A 17,575-nucleotide genomic window follows, 5' to 3' on the forward strand; every position below is an offset into this window, starting at 1 on the left:
CGCCTGCGAGGCCTCATTTAGCAGCCCTTATTTTTTCATCGACAACGTATTGGGCGTTGTTGCCGACACGTCCTGGTCGTTCGGTCGCCCCACGGCAAAAGGCTTTAATACAAGAACGTTACAAGGCGGATGATCGAGAACTATGTCAGCCGTACGCCCTAATAGCATGTCGAGAGGGCGATGGTTCGCCGTTCCCATGACCAAGATGTCGTAGTTGCACCGAGCGACATAAGTGTTGATCACATTGGCAGCCGCCCCTGCGATGAAATGCCGATGTTCCTCGTCGATTGCGTATTTATCGGCAAGCGCGTTGAACAGCGCTTCCTCTTCCTCGTAACTGGGGGGCGTCGCTACATGTGGCTCATCAATGTCCGCTAAAGGCTGGACCGACCGGTCATACACGGATAACAGGTGCAAACATGCGTGGCATGCTTGCGCTAGACGTCCCGCAGTTTCAATGATCGAGTCGTTCAACTGTTGAACATGAGGATCTTCATGAAGAATATCGACAGCTGCCAGAATTTTCCGAGGATGGGGGTGCCTGGCATCCGTCACAAGAAGAACCGGCGCTGGACTTCCGCGCAACAACTGCCAATCCAGGTCTGAAAGACTCAAGGGCCTGACCGCTGACTCGGCATACAAATCCTTGAGTACGAAATCGACGTTGGAAACGCTGATGTATCGGCATATATCAAGCGCCGAGCGCGGAGCCCAGACAACCTCGAAAGACGTCTCCAGCCCTTGGTGCCTTAGCTGCGCCGTTTCGCTGTCCAACCAGTTATGGAATAGTTTGAGACGGCTCTCGCGGGCTGCTTCACGTCCCTGCGTGTCTAACAAATTAAACGTTTCCATCGTCTCGAAATAGGCAAAAGCGACGATGGAGAGTGATGCATCCATTGCCTCGGCCAAGGCCGCAGCCCTTTCAAACGCCGGGCTGTGAGTCATTTTACAAGGCGCAATCAACAGTAGACGTTGACGCTGTGCCATTTCACACCTCAATGGGCGGAGCCCTGTTAACGTCGAGGATCACCGGCTGGACGATACTCAATGCCGCAAAAGCACAGGTATCGCCCGCCGGCTAGATCATGGACAAGCGCCAAAAACGTCAGTCCAGCTCAATGTTGATGTTTTTCTCAGGCTTCATCGCTTCGGGTTTCTTCGGCAGATTGACGGTCAACACGCCCTTACTGAAACGTGCCTGAATTTTATCTGCGTCCACCCCTTTGGGCAGGCTGAAGGTCCGTTCAAAATAACCGTAACGGCGCTCGGTCAGGTGGTAGCTCCCGGATTTGTCTTCCTTGTTCTCTCTTTTTTCGCCTTTGATCTGCAAATTGCCGTTGACGACTTTCACGGTCAGATTTTTTTCGTCCACGCCAGGTACTTCTGCGGTGATTTCAAAATCTTTTTCGTTTTCAACAATGTCGACAGCGGGCGATTGCAGCCCGACGAAATCGCCCGAGAAGAGCGGATCAAGGTCAAATCCACTGCGCCTCGAAGACAGCAACGAAGGCAGATTATTGAAGTCCTGGAACAGGTGGTCGAATTGACGACGAAGCTGTTCAAACGGATGCGATGCATTCGTACTGATCGCAACGTCCCGGTTCGGTTCATTGGCCTGGGCAGGTTTTTTTTTAGGGAATGAGCCATGACAAAATCCTCTTCTGACGGTTGTTGCGCTGATAGGAAAAGACATTTTTCGACACTGAACAACGGCGCTCAATCGCGCCACAGTCAGTACTGTTGCCCTTACTCGCCAACGGCGCTTGATCGAAGTCAAAGATGGCGCTCATGGACAATTTGGATGACCTCCACACGGGGACAAAATCTTGACCCCGCGTCAGAGACGGCGCACCTACATGCCCCGATTCACGGGTCTCAATATTCAAAGGGCGCTAATTGATCTAGATCAACACCCGCAGAACAGGCCCATGCAAATCTGCCAACAATTGGGTACTCCTTTCATGACAGTGGTAGGCGGGAGTAGTGCACAGCGCGAGTGCGCGAGAGAGGGATTTATCATGATCAATAAGCCATGGTGCATAGCGTCGATTATCATTTTCGCCCAGGTCGGTACCGCCTATGCTACTGAAGGGGCGGCGCTGGCAGACGCCAAGGGATGCACTGCTTGCCATAGCGTGAAGACTGAAGCGATAGGGCCATCTTTTCGCGATATTTCCCGCCGTTTTCATGGGCTTAAAAATGCCAAGCCCATGCTTGTTCGTGTCGTCCAAACCGGCACGGACACCGCCTCTGCTCCCTACCATTGGGGATCTATAAAAATGCCCTCTGCCAATGCGCGCACACCTGTTAGTCAGGAAGAAGCCGAACAGTTGATCGATTACGTATTGAGCATTCGTTGAGGTGTTAGGGATGAGATTATTTGTTAATTATCTATAGGAATAACGGTGCGTTTCTCCGACCACCGATATAACCAATGCACGCTCTTTTATCCTGCTTGATTGAAAAAACACACGGTTACGGTTTTCGAACACAGAGACCCTTTGATCGCCCTGTTTACCATCAAGCGTTTGCATCATTAACAAAAGTGCATCAATGCTCCCTCGACTTGATAGTGAAAGGAAAAGATTATGGGCGTTGCCGTCATCCCCCAGAAGGGAGCGCGTTTTAACCCGCCAGCCAGCGAGCAGGTCGCTCCACAGGCCTTCGCTTCGACCAGCGTTCCACTGCTGCAACTGCCGACTTCACAGCCAAGTATTACCCTGACCCACAGAAGAAAAGTTCTGTTCGTGACCTCAGAGTTGGCTGATCTGGTGAAAACCGGAGGTTTGGGCGATGTGTCTGCCGCACTGCCGCGAGCCATGCGCCACCTGCACGATGTACGCGTGCTGATTCCCGGCTACCCGCAAGTGCTCAACAGTGGTAACCCGATCCATGTCATCAGCGAGCTGGGCGGTCATGCAGCCCTGCCACCGTGCAAGATCGGGCGCATGGACATGAAAGACGGTCTGGTCATTTATGTGCTGATCTGCCCCGAACTGTACGAACGTGAAGGCACGCCATACGGTGATAACAACGGCCGTGACTGGCCTGACAACCATATCCGCTTTGCCCGCCTCGGCCTGGCCGCAGCCGACTTCGCCGCCGGCGCGGTAAAAACCCAGTGGTGCCCGGAACTGGTGCATGCCCACGATTGGCCTGCCGGATTGGCGCCGGCGTATATGCGCTGGCGGGGTCAGGCCACACCGAGCATCTTCACCATCCACAACCTGGCGTATCAAGGCACGGTCAGCACCGGCTCCAGCCGCGAACTGGGTATTCCTGACCAGGCGTTGGGCGCCGACGGCATGGAGTTCTACGGCAAGCTCTCATTCATCAAGGCAGGCATGGCTTATGCCAGCCACATTACCACCGTGAGTGCGACTTACGCCAAGGAAATCACCACGCCGGCCTTTGGCTGTGGTCTGGAAGGCTTTCTGCAAAGCAAGGCCAGGCAAGGACTGCTCAGCGGGATTCCAAATGGCATCGACGCCAGTTGGGATTCGGAAACCGATGAACACTTGATTTGCCGGTTTGCCCCAAACGAATGGCAGCGCAAGGAAATCAACGCCGACCATGTACGTGAGTTGTTCGAGCTTGAGCCTTCCACGGGTCCTTTGTTCGCTGTGGTATCGCGCCTGGTCTTCCAGAAAGGCCTGGACCTGACCATCGGTGTTGCCGAGCATATCGTCAATCAAGGCGGGCAAATTGCGATCATCGGTCGCGGCGAACCGGAGGAAGAGGATGCCATGCGCGCACTGGCCCTGCGTTTCCCGGGCCAGATCGGGGTGCGCATCGGGTTCAACGAAACGGATGCCCGACGCATGTTTGCCGGCAGCGATTTCTTGCTGATGCCTTCGCGTTATGAGCCTTGTGGCTTGAGCCAGATGTACGCCCAGCGTTTTGGCTCCTTGCCGGTGGCCCGTAAAACAGGGGGGTTGGCCGACACCATTGAAGATGGCGTGACTGGTTTTCTGTTCGAAGAATCGACCGTGGAAAGCTACGCCGAAGCGCTGACGCGGGCGATCAAGGTCTTCGCCAATTCTGAGCTGCTCAATGCCATGCGTTGCCGCGCCATGGCCGCTCCGTTCAATTGGCATAAGGCGATAGAACCCTATGCCGAACTCTATGTGGAACTGCTGGCGGCTGAGCGTGCAGCGCGTCGGAGCTAAACGGGGCGGACCGCCATGACCCTGGACCCTGGCGGTCGGCACGTGACTACGTTATAGCCGCTCCCAATTTACCGTGAGGTGGGTTTCATCATCACTGTAGTGGTAGTGAGAGTTGCCTTTATAAGCTGCATTAAGTGCATGACCTATACGGCTGGCAAGGTGGATGCCTGTGGTAGTCACTTCGAGCGTATCATCCACTTCAACCACTTTAATGATTCTTTCCTGAGCGTGTTCGGCTTTCTCCACCTCCTCCGTGTGGTGGATCAGGTTCAAAATCTCCTCTTGGTGGTCGTGCAAAAATTTTCCAGAGAGCTTCAACGTGCCAGCGGGCCTGTCGTCTGCAATGCGCCGACACGCAGGGCAAACAGTCTCTTCTGCATCCCCGACGATAGTGCTTTCCGGGATATGCCACGTCCAGTTGCCTTCCTGATAGAGTGCGCCGCACTGTGGGCAGAGCGCCGTGCCGCTGACATGTTCCATCCGGTAGGGATCATGGGTGCCTTCTTTGAAAATTTTGTTCTTCTGACTCTGCTGATACTTGTCCATCGTCTTGCCCCCCGAGAGTGAGCTATTGCTGCATACGAGCTTCAATGTGCCTCCGTTCTACCCTTGGGCATCTTGATATTTGTCAAACCTGACGCGGACAGACTGCACCTTCCTCCACTTCAATCTTTTCCGCACTTTTTTCAAGGCTGTTATCCCCTGAAAATATCGAAAGGCTCGATTCTGAGGACCTTGCGTATCCCCACATAACTGGAAACTCCGGCGATCAATAGCACCATGCCGAACGCAAGCCCCAGGTTCCAGAAGGTGATGATGGCCGCATAGTTCGGCACATTGGATCGTGCGATAGAAATCATTAACGTGACCAGGCCAATGCCCAGTCCATAACCGGTCATCGCCGTAAACGTCGCCATAAACAGGATCATATAAATCAGCTCGCGCCCCTTCGCACCGATAGCTTTCAAGGCAGCAAATTTGTCCAGATTTTCCAGGATAAAGGTGTAGAAGGTCTGCCCGGAGATCGACAGTCCGACGAGAAAACTGATAATGGTCATCATCAAGATGTTGACGCCCACCCCCGTCTGGTAGATGTAAAAATGGGTAATGTGCTGGTTGAACTCGTCCTTGGTCAGCGCGACATAACCCAATTGATCCACTTGCTTTTGAATACTCGCCACGTCCTCTGTGTTCTTTGGTTGAAGCAATATGTAAGAAACGGTGAACCGCGTGGTCGGGATGTATTCGATGGCACGTCGATAGGTTGTGTAGAGCGTCGGTACGCCCGTCAGCCCACTGGCAGCAACCTTGGCGATAGCTACGATCGTGCCACGATGGTCATTAAGTTCGAATGAGGTACCCACCTTCGGATTCTCCAGTTTGGAAAACTCAGCGTCATGCACCATGATGAAGGCGTTGTCAGCATAGATGTCTTCGATGTGTCCCTCTTCAAGTTCAGGACGGCCGAATAGACTGGAGTCGTCCAGACCGATAACGCTGACAGATTGATAGGTTCCGCTGTCCAGCCTGACCTGCGCGCCACCAATAAAGATGGGGACCGCGTAACTGACCTCATCCATGCTGCGTACGGCGTCGAGCAAATAGTCTGGGAGCGGGATGGTACTGGTCGGGGTATTGACCGCCGGGTCCATGACCCACATCGTCGCCCCAATGTTGGTCACGGTCGAGTAAGCGCGGTTCAGGATGCCCGCGAACATGGCGGTCATTTGCATCATTAGAAATACAGAAAAGGTGATCCCTATCAGCAAGGCAGAAAACTTGGCCTTGTCATTCACCAACAGCTTGAAACCGATTCGCAAGATGCCGGCGTACTTCATGGCGCTTGCTCATGGCTGACAGAACCCGGCGTATTCCACCAGCCGCCCCCCAGCGCGACGAACAGCGCAACCGTGTCCTGATGGCGTTGGGCGAGTGCTTGAAGATAAGCAATATTTACTTCATGAAGCTGTATGTCCGCCACCAGCAAGTCCAGGTAGGTCACCAGCCCCGACCGATAGCTGACTTGCAACACCTGAAGCGCCTCTTCGGCCGTCGCCTGCGCCTCCCCTTGTTTTTGCAGGGCTTGCGCATCGAACTCCAGCGCCCGCAGTGCGTCGGCGACCTGTGCAAACGACTCCAAGACGATTTGTCGATAGGTTGCGGCGGCTTGCTGATACGCCTCTATCGCCGCTTGGCGGCCATACCATAAGCTGCCGCCTTGAAACAAAGGCGCATCAACCGCAGGCCCTATGCTCCAGAATCTGTTTCCCCCGCCAATCAGTGAGCCCAGGCTGGAGCTGCCGGTCCCGTAGGTTCCGCTCAAGCTGAAGCTGGGAAAAAGGGCGGCCGTTGCAACCCCGATGTTGGCGCTAGCCACGTGCAATTGTGCTTCGGAGGACAGGATGTCCGGGCGTTGACGGACCAGCGCGGACGGCAAACTGACAGGCAAATCCTGGGGCAATGCAAGTCCCGCCAAATCAATGTCGGGCAATATGACGTCAGTCGGCACCACGCCTTCAAGCGTCGCCAGTAAATGTTCGGTTTGACTGATTTTCTGTTTTAGCGCCGGTAGCGCCGCTTCATTCGTGGCGATCAGGCTGCGCAGGCTCAGCACGGACGAGTAAGGCGCTGTACCGGCGCGAACCTGGACATCGGTGGTCTGAAGTTGTTCGTTTTCAAGCGCAATAAGCTGCTCGGTCGCACGCACTTGTGCGGCATAAGCGGCGCGAGCAATGGAGGTGTTGACGACATTCGCGGTCAAGGTCAGGTACGCCGCCTTGTTCAGGTACAACTGACGGTCGACCTGGGCTTGCAAGCCCTCGACTGTTCGCCGCTCGCCACCAAAGACATCGAGCGCATAACTGATGGTTCCACTCAGGGTCACCACGTTAAAAATCGAACCGGGCACCGTCGAACCCTGTTGTATCGGGGCGCTTAATTCACGAGAAGCACCAAAACGGGCGTCAACATGCGGGTAGAACACACCATACCCGGCGCGGAGATTGTCCTGGCTTTGACGCAAGCTTGCTTCCGCCGCCTGAAGGGTAAGGTTGTGGGAGATCGACTGACGGACAGTCGCATTCAACGGCTCGGATTTGAACAGTCGCCACCAATCGTGGGGCACTTCGGAGCCCGACAGAAAGTGTTGCGCCTGCCCTTCTGCCGTGACGGTGCGGGTCATCGGATCCTGCGTGTAGCGGCTCAGCGCAGGCGGTTCCGGGCGTGAGAAATCAGGACCGACCGTACAGGCATTCATGAACACAATACTGATGATCGGCCATGCAATGCCCTTGAGTAAACCCAGAGGTTTGCGAGGCAATGAACTGCAGGGCTTGCGCATTATTTCTGCCCTATGAAGACATCTACCAGTTGCCCCGGATACAGCCCCGGAAAGTCTTTTTTCTGGAACCTGAAAATGACCGGTAACACCCGGAGATCAACTTTCTCCTGACGTTGATTAGACAGCTCGATTTTCGGCGACACATAAGGCTGAACGCGAACGAATTCCAGGGGGACTTTTATGTCCGTGCCGCGAATAGACATTTGCGCACGAATATGGTCCGGAGCAGGTAAACGCGAAATCAGTATCTCGTCCACATAACAGCGCACAGCCAGGGTAGCCACAGAAGCGCTCATGACCACCAGCGGACTGAACCCCTGGATGTACGTGTCGTATGCGCCCTGAGACGATACATAGCTGCCAACAGTGGTATTGACGGCCAATATCACACCCTCCACTGGCGCCCTGACTGTATATTGCTGGAGTAATGCACTGGAGGCTTTCAGGGCTGCACTTGCTTGTCCCTCAAGGTCTTTTGCCGTATCCAGCGTGTCCTTACTGATCGACTTGGGATCAATCGTGTAAGAGGCAAGACGCTTTTGGTATTGGTCACGGGCCGTTTTCAAATTGGACTCAGCCAACTCAAGGTTGGCTCTGGGCACTGAGTCGTCGATGCTCAGCAATGGCATCCTGGTCGACACGACCTGACCTTCATGCACAAATACCTGGGTGACAGGCCCAGACACTTGCGGGTAAATCACAATGTTCGAACCACCCGACTGCTCGCCTTCAATGATGCCATTGGCAAAAATGGCAGTCTCATAGGGGCTGCTGGCTGGCTTGAACACGGGGGGTAACGCTTTTGCCTCTCTGCCAAGAATGTAAGCGGCTGTAAGCCCGGCCAACACACCCAGCACAGCAAGTGCGAACAGAATCTTGTTCCTCATTCAGTACCCCCATCGACATCCTTAATGCGACCATCCTCCATATGGATGATGCGGTCCGCATACTCGTTGATCCGCGCGTCATGGGTGACGATCAGGATGCAACGGCTTTTGTTGAGGACCTTCTCCTTCACAAAGGCGATGATCATCCTGCCGGTGTCACCGTCGAGCGAGGCTGTCGGCTCATCAAGAATAAGTATCTGCGGGCTGCTGACAATGGCACGAGCAATGGCGACCCGCTGCTGCTCTCCTCCTGAAAGTTTTACCGGTAGCACATCCCCCCGACCCTTGAGGCCGACCACTTCCAGGCTTTTCGTAGCCTGAGCGATGGAGTCATCCCAATCGTGATGTTTGAGGATCAGCGGGATCGCGACATTTTCGGCAGCCGTCAGTCGCGGAAACAGGTGATAGTCCTGGAATACGAAGCCAATGGTGTTCAGGCGAAAGTCAGCCAATTGATCGCTGCTCAACGCCCAGATGTCTGCGCCGTTGACCGTCACCGTCCCGGTGTTGGGACGCAAAATGCCAGAAATCATGCTCAAGAAGGTGGTCTTTCCACTGCCAGAGGGACCAACGATGAACACCATTTCGCCAAAATGCGCGACAAATTCAACGTTGTCCACGGCCGTCATTCGCACATCGCCTTCGCCAAACCACTTGCTCAGACCTGTCGAGACGATGGCCTGACTCTCGGATTTTTCTAAATGATCAGCGTTCATAGACCTTCCTGAGCACTCATAAACGCCAAAAAACAGATCCGAACACTCCATAACGATGGGGCAAAGCACTCAAAAAATTATGTTCTTCCTCTTCGCGGCTGATCGCGTTGATATATATCAATCGGTACGACGATCTGTCCACCGCCCTCGACCTGTGTCATGCCCCGGCACGGCTTACTCGAATTGAACAAACTCAAGACAAAGGGCCACGTTGATTTACATCAAGCTGATCGGTGGCTGCGGGTCTAAAGTTGAACGGTATCCACGTTCGCCCAAAAGCGGCTGAATGACCTTATGTTGCGTTGTAACGGGCTGATGTCCACATTCGTTGTTCACCCTTGAGCGAAGGCCATGAAGAAGAACCATCAGTTGAATATTTCATATTTTTTTATTGCCTTTGTTGCGCTGACACTGGTCCAGTTCTTGTTTGCCGGACGGGCGGCAGTGGAGTCGATTCCTTACAGCCAATTCCTTCAGTTGCTCAATGAACACAAAGTTAGCGAGCTGAGCGTCGAGAAGGATCATATCAGCGGAAAACTGCAAGAACCGATCAATGGGCACAACCAGTTCTCGACGGTCCGGGTTGACTCCACCTTGGCCACAGAGCTTGCTCAATCCAATGTCAGCTTCTCCGGTGTCAACGAAAATACACTTCTGAATGCGCTGTTGGGCTGGCTTCTGCCCTTCGTCATGATCATGGTGGTCTGGCACTTTCTGTTTCGCGGCCTCGCCGATAAACAAGGCATCGGTGGCATGATGAACGTCGGTAAATCCAGGGCGAAAATATTCGTCGAGCGCGATACAGGGATCACCTTCGCTGATGTGGCGGGCATCGACGAAGCCAAGGCAGAGCTTGTGGAGGTGGTGTCCTTTTTGAAGGATAAAGCCAAGTACGCCCGCTTGGGCGCCCACATACCGAAGGGCATTTTGCTGGTCGGCCCTCCAGGTACCGGCAAGACCCTGGTCGCCAAGGCCGTCGCAGGAGAAGCCGGGGTGCCATTTTTTTCCATCTCGGGCTCCGAATTCGTCGAGATGTTCGTCGGCGTCGGCGCAGCCAGGGTGCGCGACCTGTTCGAGCAAGCTCGACAGGCTGCGCCGTGCATCATATTCATCGACGAGCTGGACGCGCTGGGAAAGATGCGGGGCGTTGGCGCGTTTGGGGGCAACGACGAAAAAGAACAGACGCTAAACCAGCTATTGGCAGAACTGGACGGCTTCGATCCTCGCGAAGGCGTGGTACTGCTGGCGGCCACCAATCGCCCGGAAATTCTCGACCCGGCACTGCTGCGGGCCGGCCGCTTTGATCGTCAAGTTCTCATCGACCGCCCGGATCGCAAGGGGCGAGTCGCTATTCTCAAAGTGCACATCAAAAACATCACCGCCGAGCCCAGCGCCGACTGTGAACGCATTGCCGAGATCACCACCGGTTTCACCGGCGCAGACTTGGCAAACCTGATCAACGAAGCCGCGATTGTCGCAACCCGTCGCGGGGCCCAGGCGGTCAGTCTGGATGACTTTACGGCGGCGGTGGAGCGTATCGTCGCCGGCGTGGAGCGCAAGAGCAGCTTGCTGCAGCCCGCGGAACGCCTGGTAGTCGCCTACCACGAAATGGGCCATGCCTTGGCTGCCGGAACCTTGCCGGGAATGGACCCAGTGCATAAAGTCTCGATTATCCCCCGCTCCATCGGCTCGCTGGGCTATACCCTGCAACGCCCGACAGAGGATCACTTCCTCATCAGTTGCCAGATGCTCAAGGATCGTATCGCAGTGTTGATGGCCGGTCGTGCTGCCGAGTTCATCGCCTATGGTCAGATCTCGACAGGCGCCGCTGACGACCTGACCCGGGCCACTGATATAGCCCGACAACTGATTACCCGCTTCGGCATGAGCGCAGAGCTTGGTCAGTCGGTACTGGAGCGGCAAAATCCCACGTACCTGAGCGACCATATACCGGGATTGGGCCAGAAGGACTACTCAGAGCAAACTGCACGGGAAATAGACCTCGGCATCAGGGCCTTACTCGATGAAGCCTACAGTCGCGCCAAGGAGTTGCTTGAGAGTCGACGGGCTGACTTGGATACTGGCGCCAAACTCCTGATGGAAAAAGAAACACTGACGCCTGAAGAGTTTCCGGCGCTAATGTCCCTCAACCCCGCGGGGGCCGGGCCACGGTTGATGGTTGCTCGCAAATAGACTCATCGGCTGCCGATCCATATCCCGGATCTGTCAGGTGTTTAGTCATTGTCAGGGCATTTTCGAGTCCAATGTGATCGTCTCTCCGTCAACCACGAACCGACCGTAGCCCTGATGATGGATCGTCTTGGGGGCCTTCTGCTCTGGATCGATCCACGCCTTTACCACCTCGAGCACAAATAGATTGAATTTGTTCACCAGCCTCGTATCCACCACCTTGCATTCGAGATTGGCGAAGCACTCTGCAACCAGAGGCGCCGCAACCTCATGCGCGGGTATCGGCGTGAGTCCGAACTTCGTAAACTTGTCGACATTACGCCCAGAGCAATTGCCGACCTCAACCACCTTGGGTGCCAGCTCCAGCGCCGGGATGGCGATGACGCACTCCTTGGTCGCGCGCAATGCCGTGAAACTGTAATCGGCGCTGCTCACGATGCAGGCCACCAATGGCGGCGCGAACTCGACCATCATGTGCCATGACAAAGTCATGACGTTGCTACACCCACCGCTCGCGGTCGTCAGCAAGACCACCGGGCCCGGTTCAAGCAGCTGGTATACCTTGGACAGAGAAAGCACTTTCATCGTAGTCATGGTTCCTGGCTCGTGATGTCTTTCATAGAGACGGCGAAAGTCTGCTTGCCATCCTCTCCGGGGCTGTATTCAACCTAGCGGCTCGCCGAGCAGGTCAATAACGCCGGCAGCCAGTTTTATCCCCTGCTTTTTGGCTTCGTCGAAGCTCCGGTAAACAGCCTTTTCCCGGAGGATATGGATTTTTCTATCGGCGAATTTCACGGTGATACGCAGCCCCTTCGGGACCAGGTCATCTGTTGCACCCCATATAAAATGAATCTTTGCCGTCACGCCGTCCGGGTGAACGTAATCAACCGTCGAGACCTGATCCACGCGCGCCCTCATCTCAGCCCCCTTGATTCGGCTGCATGCCGAGGCGTAAACCAATAAACCACTGTTTAAAATCGCACCGAGTCGCCCGCAAACAGGCTTATCCCTTGCCAGAACATGACGTCAGATACCCTCTCAGTTCGACCAGCGAACGTGTATTGAGGACATCGTGTTTCTCCAGCCAGGCGCGTCGTGCCTGACCGACGCCATACTGCAAGTTAGCGAAGTCAGCGGTCCGGTGCGCATCCGAGTTGATGCAAATCATCACGCCTTGATCCTTGGCGTAATGGCACTGCAGGTCGATCATGTCCATGCGTTGCGGCTGCGCGTTCAGCTCCAGGCAGCAACCACGCTGTTTTGCTGCCTTGATGACCTCGGGCAGGTCAATGACCAGTGCTTCTCGCTCGTTGATCAAGCGGCACAAAGGATGCGCCAGAATCGTGAAATAACGATGCTCCATCGCACGCAGCAAGCGGCGAGTCTGTTGGCGTAGCGTCAGGCCGAAATGGCTGTGCACAGCACCGACCACCAGGTCCAGACGCCGCAAAATGTCATCCGGGAGGTCCAGATCGCCCTCCTCGAGAATGTCCACCTCAACCCCCTTGAGCAAGGTAATGCCCGACAAGCGTTCGTTGAGTGCATCGATCTGGTCGATTTGCCTCAGTAATCGGTCGGCATCCAGACCGTGGGCGATCCTGAGGTGTTGTGAGTGATCGGTGATTGCCAAATATTCCAACCCGGCCGCACGCGCGGCAAGCGCCATGTCTTCGAGACTACTGCCGCCGTCGGACGCCGACGTGTGGGCATGCAGGTCCCCTTTCAGATCGCGCAACTCAATCAGCTTGGGCAGTCGACCTGCTTGAGCCGCAGCCACTTCGCCACGGGCTTCGCGTAATTCCGGCTCGATCCATTCCAGCCCCAAGGCCTGGTACACGGAAGACTCGGTGACGCCGGCTATGCGCTTTTTTTCCTTGAACACGCCATATTCGCTAAGTTTCAGACCTTGCTTCTGCGCCCATTGGCGAATTTCGATGTTATGCGCTTTGCTGCCGGTGAAATACACCAGGGCTGAGCCGTAGGCCGACGGTTTGACCACGCGCAGGTCAACTTGCAACCGGGTGCTCAGCACCACACTGGCGCGAGTAGGACCGTGAACCAGTACGGTCGCTATGTCCGGATGTTTGAGAAAAGAGGTCATGACCTCAACCGAGGGCTCGGCAGCAACCAGAATATCGATATCGCCGACGGTATCGCGCATGCGCCGCAAGCTCCCGGCCACTGTGGCTGAAACCACGCCGGGGATTTTCTGCAGATAATCGATCAGCGTTTGCGCGATGGGGGCGACAAAGGCCAACGGCAGACGCCGGTCTACGCCGATCCCCTTCTGCGCAGCCTCCAACAGTCGAGCCTCCATCTTTGCACCGAAGCCATGCAGATGACGAATGCGCCCCTCTTTGGCCGCCTGGCACAGCTGCTGCACGGTTTCGATGCCCAGATCGTGATAGAGGTGCTTCACCCGTTTAGGGCCCAGACCGGCGACAGACAGTAATTCAACCAGCCCGGACGGTAACGTCAGACGTAACCGTTGGCGCAGCACACAGTCGCCTGTGGCTACGATTTCTTTGATCTTGCCCGCAAGATCAACCCCGATACCTGGCAACTTGGGCGGCTCCTCACCCCGTCCGATCACCCGCGCAAGCTCAAGCGCCAGAGCCCTTAGGGTCCGCGCCGCATTGCGGTAGGCCCGGATACGAAAAGGATTGGCATCCTCGATTTCCAGCAGGTCGGCAATATCATCGAAAATCGCCGCAATCTGATCATTACTGACCACGTGTCCGAGTGTTGCCGGTGACGACTCCGGGTCTGGCAACAGGCTCTTGAGGGGTACTCCGGTGGGCGTCATGGCGCGGTACCGACACGTGGGCGTGGCAATGGGCGTAATAACGAGCATTGCCTATCCTGCCAGCCGCTCCTTGATGTAGATCAGAGTTCATGAAAGCACCCGTAGTGAATGGCCGCAGAGCAGATCATGGGTTTTATTGCGCCCGTTGTTGATGCAACTCAAACAATCGCCTGAATCCAGGCGTAGGAATGAGCAAAGAGGCAGCGCCTGAAGCGGAGGATCAACGCAAGATTCAAAAAAAGCGCTGCACGTCGAGTAACCCACACTCATCGGGATGACGGTCATGAACTCACCTTTGCAGAACATACTGAAGACATTCACAGGCCCCCATGGCAGCGGTACCCAGCCCCCCATTGCGCCCCTATTGCGCCAATGCGCAGAACCGCTACCCGCGCTGGATTCAGAGGACTTCGGCGAAATGTTCGACCGTTATGCCGACGCTCGCGTAGTGATGATCGGTGAAGCCAGCCATGGCACCTCCGACTTTTACCGAACCCGAGCCGCCATCACGAAACGTCTGATTGAACGGCATGGGTTCACTATCGTTGCTGTCGAAGCGGATTGGCCGGACGCGGGCCATGTCGACCGTTATGTTCGCGGGCTGGCGCCCTCAGCCTGGAAACGCCACGTGTTCAGTCGATTCCCGGTCTGGATGTGGCGTAATACCGATGTGCAGGCGTTCGCCCGCTGGCTACATCATCACAATCATCAGAAGGCGCCCGAACTGCGCGTCGAATTCCGCGGACTGGATGTTTACAGTTTGCGCAACTCCATTCGCGAGGTCTTGAACTACCTGGACCGGGTCGACCCTCAGCTTGCGCACGAAGCACGGCGACGTTATGGCTGCCTGACACCTTGGCAAGATGATCCTGCGCTGTACGGCCACTTTGTCGAACGTGGTGGCGTAATGCCCTGTGAGCAACCCGTGGTCGAGCAACTCAATGCCATGCTGGCCGAGCAATTGGCCGGGTTTATCAAAGACGACGAAGCATTCTTCAATGCCACACAAAATGCCACGGTCGTTCAGGCGGCGGAACAATATTACCGCGCCATTTATCGCGGGACGTCAGCCTCCTGGAATCTGCGTGACAGGCACATGTTCGATACCTTGCGCGCGCTGCTCAAGCATCGAGGACCTGAAGCCAAGGCTGTGGTGTGGGCGCACAACTCTCATATTGGCAACGCAGCCGCCACGGAAATGGGCTGGGAGGGCCAGTTCAATATCGGCCAACTGTGCCGCACCGCTTATGGACGCGACGTTGTGCTTATAGGCATGAGCACAGACCGTGGCCAGGTGGCCGCAGCCGATGACTGGGACGGCGACATGCACATCAAGGACGTCCGCCCTTCGCGTGCGGACAGTTGGGAGCATCAGTTTCTTGAAGCGGGCGTCGCCGCGTCATTGACCGACTGGCGCGATCCCCTGCGCGAAGATTTGCGCCAGGCGCTGTCCACGCCACTGCTTGAGCGGGCCATCGGTGTGATCTACCGACCTGAGAGCGAGCGCAGCAGCCATTATTTCAAGGCCGTGCTGGCCGAGCAATTCGACGCCATGGTCTGGATTGAACAGACGCAAGCAGTGACCGCGATTCCACTGCCGTCAAGCCAAAGCGTGGAACCGGAAGACGACATGTTTCCCTTTGGTGTGTGATCCCCATCAACGGATGAAAAGCTTTATCGGGACGGTGTTTTTGTTACCGGCGTGCGCAGATGCACTTCAAACCAGTCGCCAGCCAGTCTGGCGACTTCCTCAAGAGTTCCGGGTTCTTCAAACAGGTGGGTGGCGCCCGCGACGACTTCCAGGCGCTGCTCACACTGCAGGGCATCGGCGCTTTCGCGGTTCATATCGAGCACCTGCAGGTCCTCACCACCAACGATCTGTAAGGTTGGCGCCTTTACCCGCCCCAGCGCCGGCCCGGCCAGGTCAGTCCGCCCTCCTCGGCTGACCACGGCATGCACCACGTCAGGCCGCTCTACCGCCGCCAACAGCGCTGCCGCAGCTCCGGTGCTCGCCCCGAACAGGCCGATACGCAAGGGTCTCAGTTCAGCACTGCCTTCTATCCAGTCGATCACACCCACCAGCCGTCTGGTCAGCAGCGGGATATCAAAGCGCAGTTCCCGTGTCAGGCGGTCCAGGACTTGCTCCTCGTCGGTCAGTAAATCGAACAGCAACGTGCCCAAACCTCGCTCGGACAGGTACTGCGCAACCTGCTGGTTACGCGGGCTTGTACGACTGCTGCCGCTGCCATGAACGAACACCACCAACCCGATAGCGTTTTTCGGCAGGCGCAAATCGGCTGATAAGTCCACATCTGCCAAGTCCAGTTTTCGATACTGCGGCTTAAACATCGGGATTCTCCAGAGGGGTCAGTGTGCTGACTTGGATTCTCTGCTCCAGGCCTGCTGCAACAGGTTGATGACGTCCTCGTCCGAGGTCTGGGAAAAGTCCATGTACCAATTGCCGATCGATACCAGCCACTCGGGTTCCATCGGGCAAACGACCTCATCCACTTCGCCACGCAGTACCTCTGCGGTATCAAACGACGCCACCGGTACCGCAACGACGATCCGTGAGGGCTTTTGCAGAAGTACGGCTTGTATCGCCGCCCGCATGGAAGCGCCTGTGGCCAAGCCATCATCGACCAGAATCACCACTTGGCCCTGCAGATCCAAAGCAGGACGTGCTCCACGGTAGACGCGCTCACGACGCAGCAGCTCCGTCGTTTCCCGCGCGACCACACTCTCGATTGTGCGTTGATCGATATGGTTAGTCCGAACGACGTCTTCGTTGATTATCCGTATGGAGCCACTGGCAATGGCGCCCATTGCATATTCCTCGTGGAACGGAACGCCGAGCTTGCGGACCAGCATCAGGTCCAGACGGACTTCCAGTGCAGTGGCGATTTCATACGCGACCGGAACCCCGCCACGAGGCAACGCAAGGACAATCACATCGGGCCTTCGACGGTATTTCAGCAGTGGCTCCACCAAGCTTTGGCCCGCAGCAGTCCTGTCACGCAACGTGGTTTGCATAGAGGGATAATGAGTCATTTGACAACCTCCTATAGGTGGTATGCCTCGCCAAATAGCGCCGGACGGTTCTTGGCTGACAGCCTGAGTTGCTGGCCCGCCGGCCGATAACTGCAGTTCAGCTTGCACCGCGCGATCCCCTGTTACTTTGACTTTCATCAATTCCGGGCCAACGGATGCTCTGCGTCTGATGCCCCGTGTTGTGCCAGATAAGCGACAAGCGCATCCAGCGTGTTCACACGTTGGTAATCGACTTCAGGAATGTTGACCCCTACCCGCTGATACACGGCTGCGATAAAGCGCAACCAGTCCATCGAGTCCAGATCGACCTCCTCGCGAAGTGGCCGGTCATTGCGTAAACGCTCCGCTTCGACTTCTGGAGCAATGCTCTTCAGGGCGATCAGCACATGGCTACGGATGAGTTGCTGGTCCACTGT

Annotated in this window: 17 protein-coding genes; 4 read left to right on the top strand and 13 right to left on the bottom strand. The window is 56.0% G+C overall.

Annotated features, from left to right (window positions below; genetic code table 11):
- Positions 1–27: 27 nt before the first annotated feature.
- Both RGU44_RS08790 and RGU44_RS08795 read right to left on the bottom strand, forming a co-directional pair.
- Positions 28–987: a universal stress protein gene (locus tag RGU44_RS08790; RefSeq protein WP_322178909.1), complete on the bottom strand. Its 960-nt coding sequence runs from the start codon at positions 985–987 to the stop codon at positions 28–30.
- A 118-nt stretch (positions 988–1,105) separates the two neighbouring features.
- Positions 1,106–1,693, bottom strand: coding sequence for an Hsp20/alpha crystallin family protein (locus RGU44_RS08795; RefSeq protein WP_416194635.1), 588 nt, complete (start codon positions 1,691–1,693; stop codon positions 1,106–1,108).
- Positions 1,694–2,018: 325 nt separating this feature from the next.
- Between RGU44_RS08795 and RGU44_RS08800 the strand changes: the two genes are divergently transcribed.
- Positions 2,019–2,360, top strand: a complete 342-nt coding sequence (locus RGU44_RS08800) for a c-type cytochrome (protein ID WP_322178907.1) — start codon at positions 2,019–2,021, stop codon at positions 2,358–2,360.
- A 228-nt stretch (positions 2,361–2,588) separates the two neighbouring features.
- Positions 2,589–4,169, top strand: coding sequence for a glycogen synthase GlgA (gene glgA, locus RGU44_RS08805; RefSeq protein WP_416194619.1), 1,581 nt, complete (start codon positions 2,589–2,591; stop codon positions 4,167–4,169).
- 51 nt (positions 4,170–4,220) lie between these two features.
- On the opposite strand, the gene RGU44_RS08810 is transcribed toward glgA, so the two are convergent.
- The 5 genes from RGU44_RS08810 to RGU44_RS08830 all read right to left on the bottom strand — a co-directional run bounded on the left by RGU44_RS08810 (position 4,221) and on the right by RGU44_RS08830 (position 9,112).
- Entirely contained in the window at positions 4,221–4,715 is a 495-nt protein-coding gene (locus RGU44_RS08810) for a BCAM0308 family protein (protein WP_322178906.1), read from the bottom strand.
- A gap of 149 nt (positions 4,716–4,864) precedes the next feature.
- A complete protein-coding gene (locus RGU44_RS08815; protein ID WP_322178905.1) occupies positions 4,865–6,007 on the bottom strand; it encodes an ABC transporter permease in 1,143 nt (380 codons plus the stop codon).
- Positions 6,004–7,509 carry an efflux transporter outer membrane subunit gene (locus RGU44_RS08820; RefSeq protein WP_322216681.1) on the bottom strand — a complete coding sequence of 502 codons (1,506 nt, stop codon included), beginning with the start codon at positions 7,507–7,509 and terminating at the stop codon, positions 6,004–6,006. Before RGU44_RS08820 ends, RGU44_RS08815 begins: the two co-directional genes overlap by 4 nt.
- Entirely contained in the window at positions 7,509–8,396 is an 888-nt protein-coding gene (locus RGU44_RS08825) for an efflux RND transporter periplasmic adaptor subunit (RefSeq protein WP_322178903.1), read from the bottom strand. Before RGU44_RS08825 ends, RGU44_RS08820 begins: the two co-directional genes overlap by 1 nt.
- Positions 8,393–9,112 (bottom strand): ABC transporter ATP-binding protein, encoded by a 720-nt coding sequence (locus RGU44_RS08830; RefSeq protein WP_322178902.1) that lies wholly within the window; start codon positions 9,110–9,112, stop codon positions 8,393–8,395. The genes RGU44_RS08825 and RGU44_RS08830 overlap by 4 nt, the downstream gene beginning before the upstream one ends.
- 351 nt (positions 9,113–9,463) lie before the next feature.
- Between RGU44_RS08830 and ftsH the strand changes: the two genes are divergently transcribed.
- Positions 9,464–11,305, top strand: a complete 1,842-nt coding sequence (ftsH, locus tag RGU44_RS08835; RefSeq protein WP_322178901.1) for an ATP-dependent zinc metalloprotease FtsH — start codon at positions 9,464–9,466, stop codon at positions 11,303–11,305.
- 51 nt (positions 11,306–11,356) lie between these two features.
- Here the strand turns inward: ftsH and RGU44_RS08840 are convergent, their stop codons facing one another.
- From RGU44_RS08840 to polX, 3 genes are all read right to left on the bottom strand, one after another.
- Entirely contained in the window at positions 11,357–11,896 is a 540-nt protein-coding gene (locus tag RGU44_RS08840; RefSeq protein ID WP_322178900.1) for a flavin reductase family protein, read from the bottom strand.
- 69 nt (positions 11,897–11,965) lie between these two features.
- Entirely contained in the window at positions 11,966–12,208 is a 243-nt protein-coding gene (locus RGU44_RS08845; protein ID WP_322178899.1) for a hypothetical protein, read from the bottom strand.
- Positions 12,209–12,305: 97 nt separating this feature from the next.
- Positions 12,306–14,156, bottom strand: a complete 1,851-nt coding sequence (gene polX / locus RGU44_RS08850) for a DNA polymerase/3'-5' exonuclease PolX (RefSeq protein WP_322216684.1) — start codon at positions 14,154–14,156, stop codon at positions 12,306–12,308.
- 235 nt (positions 14,157–14,391) lie between these two features.
- On the opposite strand from polX, the gene RGU44_RS08855 reads away from it, so the two are divergent.
- Complete coding sequence (locus RGU44_RS08855) at positions 14,392–15,759, top strand: erythromycin esterase family protein (protein WP_322178897.1); 1,368 nt, start codon at positions 14,392–14,394, stop codon at positions 15,757–15,759.
- 23 nt (positions 15,760–15,782) lie between these two features.
- Here the strand turns inward: RGU44_RS08855 and RGU44_RS08860 are convergent, their stop codons facing one another.
- The 3 genes from RGU44_RS08860 to RGU44_RS08870 all read right to left on the bottom strand — a co-directional run bounded on the left by RGU44_RS08860 (position 15,783) and on the right by RGU44_RS08870 (position 17,572).
- On the bottom strand, positions 15,783–16,457 hold the full coding sequence (locus RGU44_RS08860) for an alpha/beta hydrolase (protein WP_322178896.1): 675 nt from the start codon (positions 16,455–16,457) through the stop codon (positions 15,783–15,785).
- 18 nt (positions 16,458–16,475) lie between these two features.
- Positions 16,476–17,159 (bottom strand): phosphoribosyltransferase, encoded by a 684-nt coding sequence (locus RGU44_RS08865; protein ID WP_322216687.1) that lies wholly within the window; start codon positions 17,157–17,159, stop codon positions 16,476–16,478.
- Between the two features lie 137 nt (positions 17,160–17,296).
- Positions 17,297–17,572: an acyl carrier protein gene (locus RGU44_RS08870; protein ID WP_322216689.1), complete on the bottom strand. Its 276-nt coding sequence runs from the start codon at positions 17,570–17,572 to the stop codon at positions 17,297–17,299.
- Positions 17,573–17,575 lie beyond the last annotated feature (3 nt).

The organism is Pseudomonas sp. 5C2, from assembly GCF_034314155.1.
In the GTDB taxonomy this organism is placed as follows: Bacteria; Pseudomonadota; Gammaproteobacteria; order Pseudomonadales; family Pseudomonadaceae; genus Aquipseudomonas.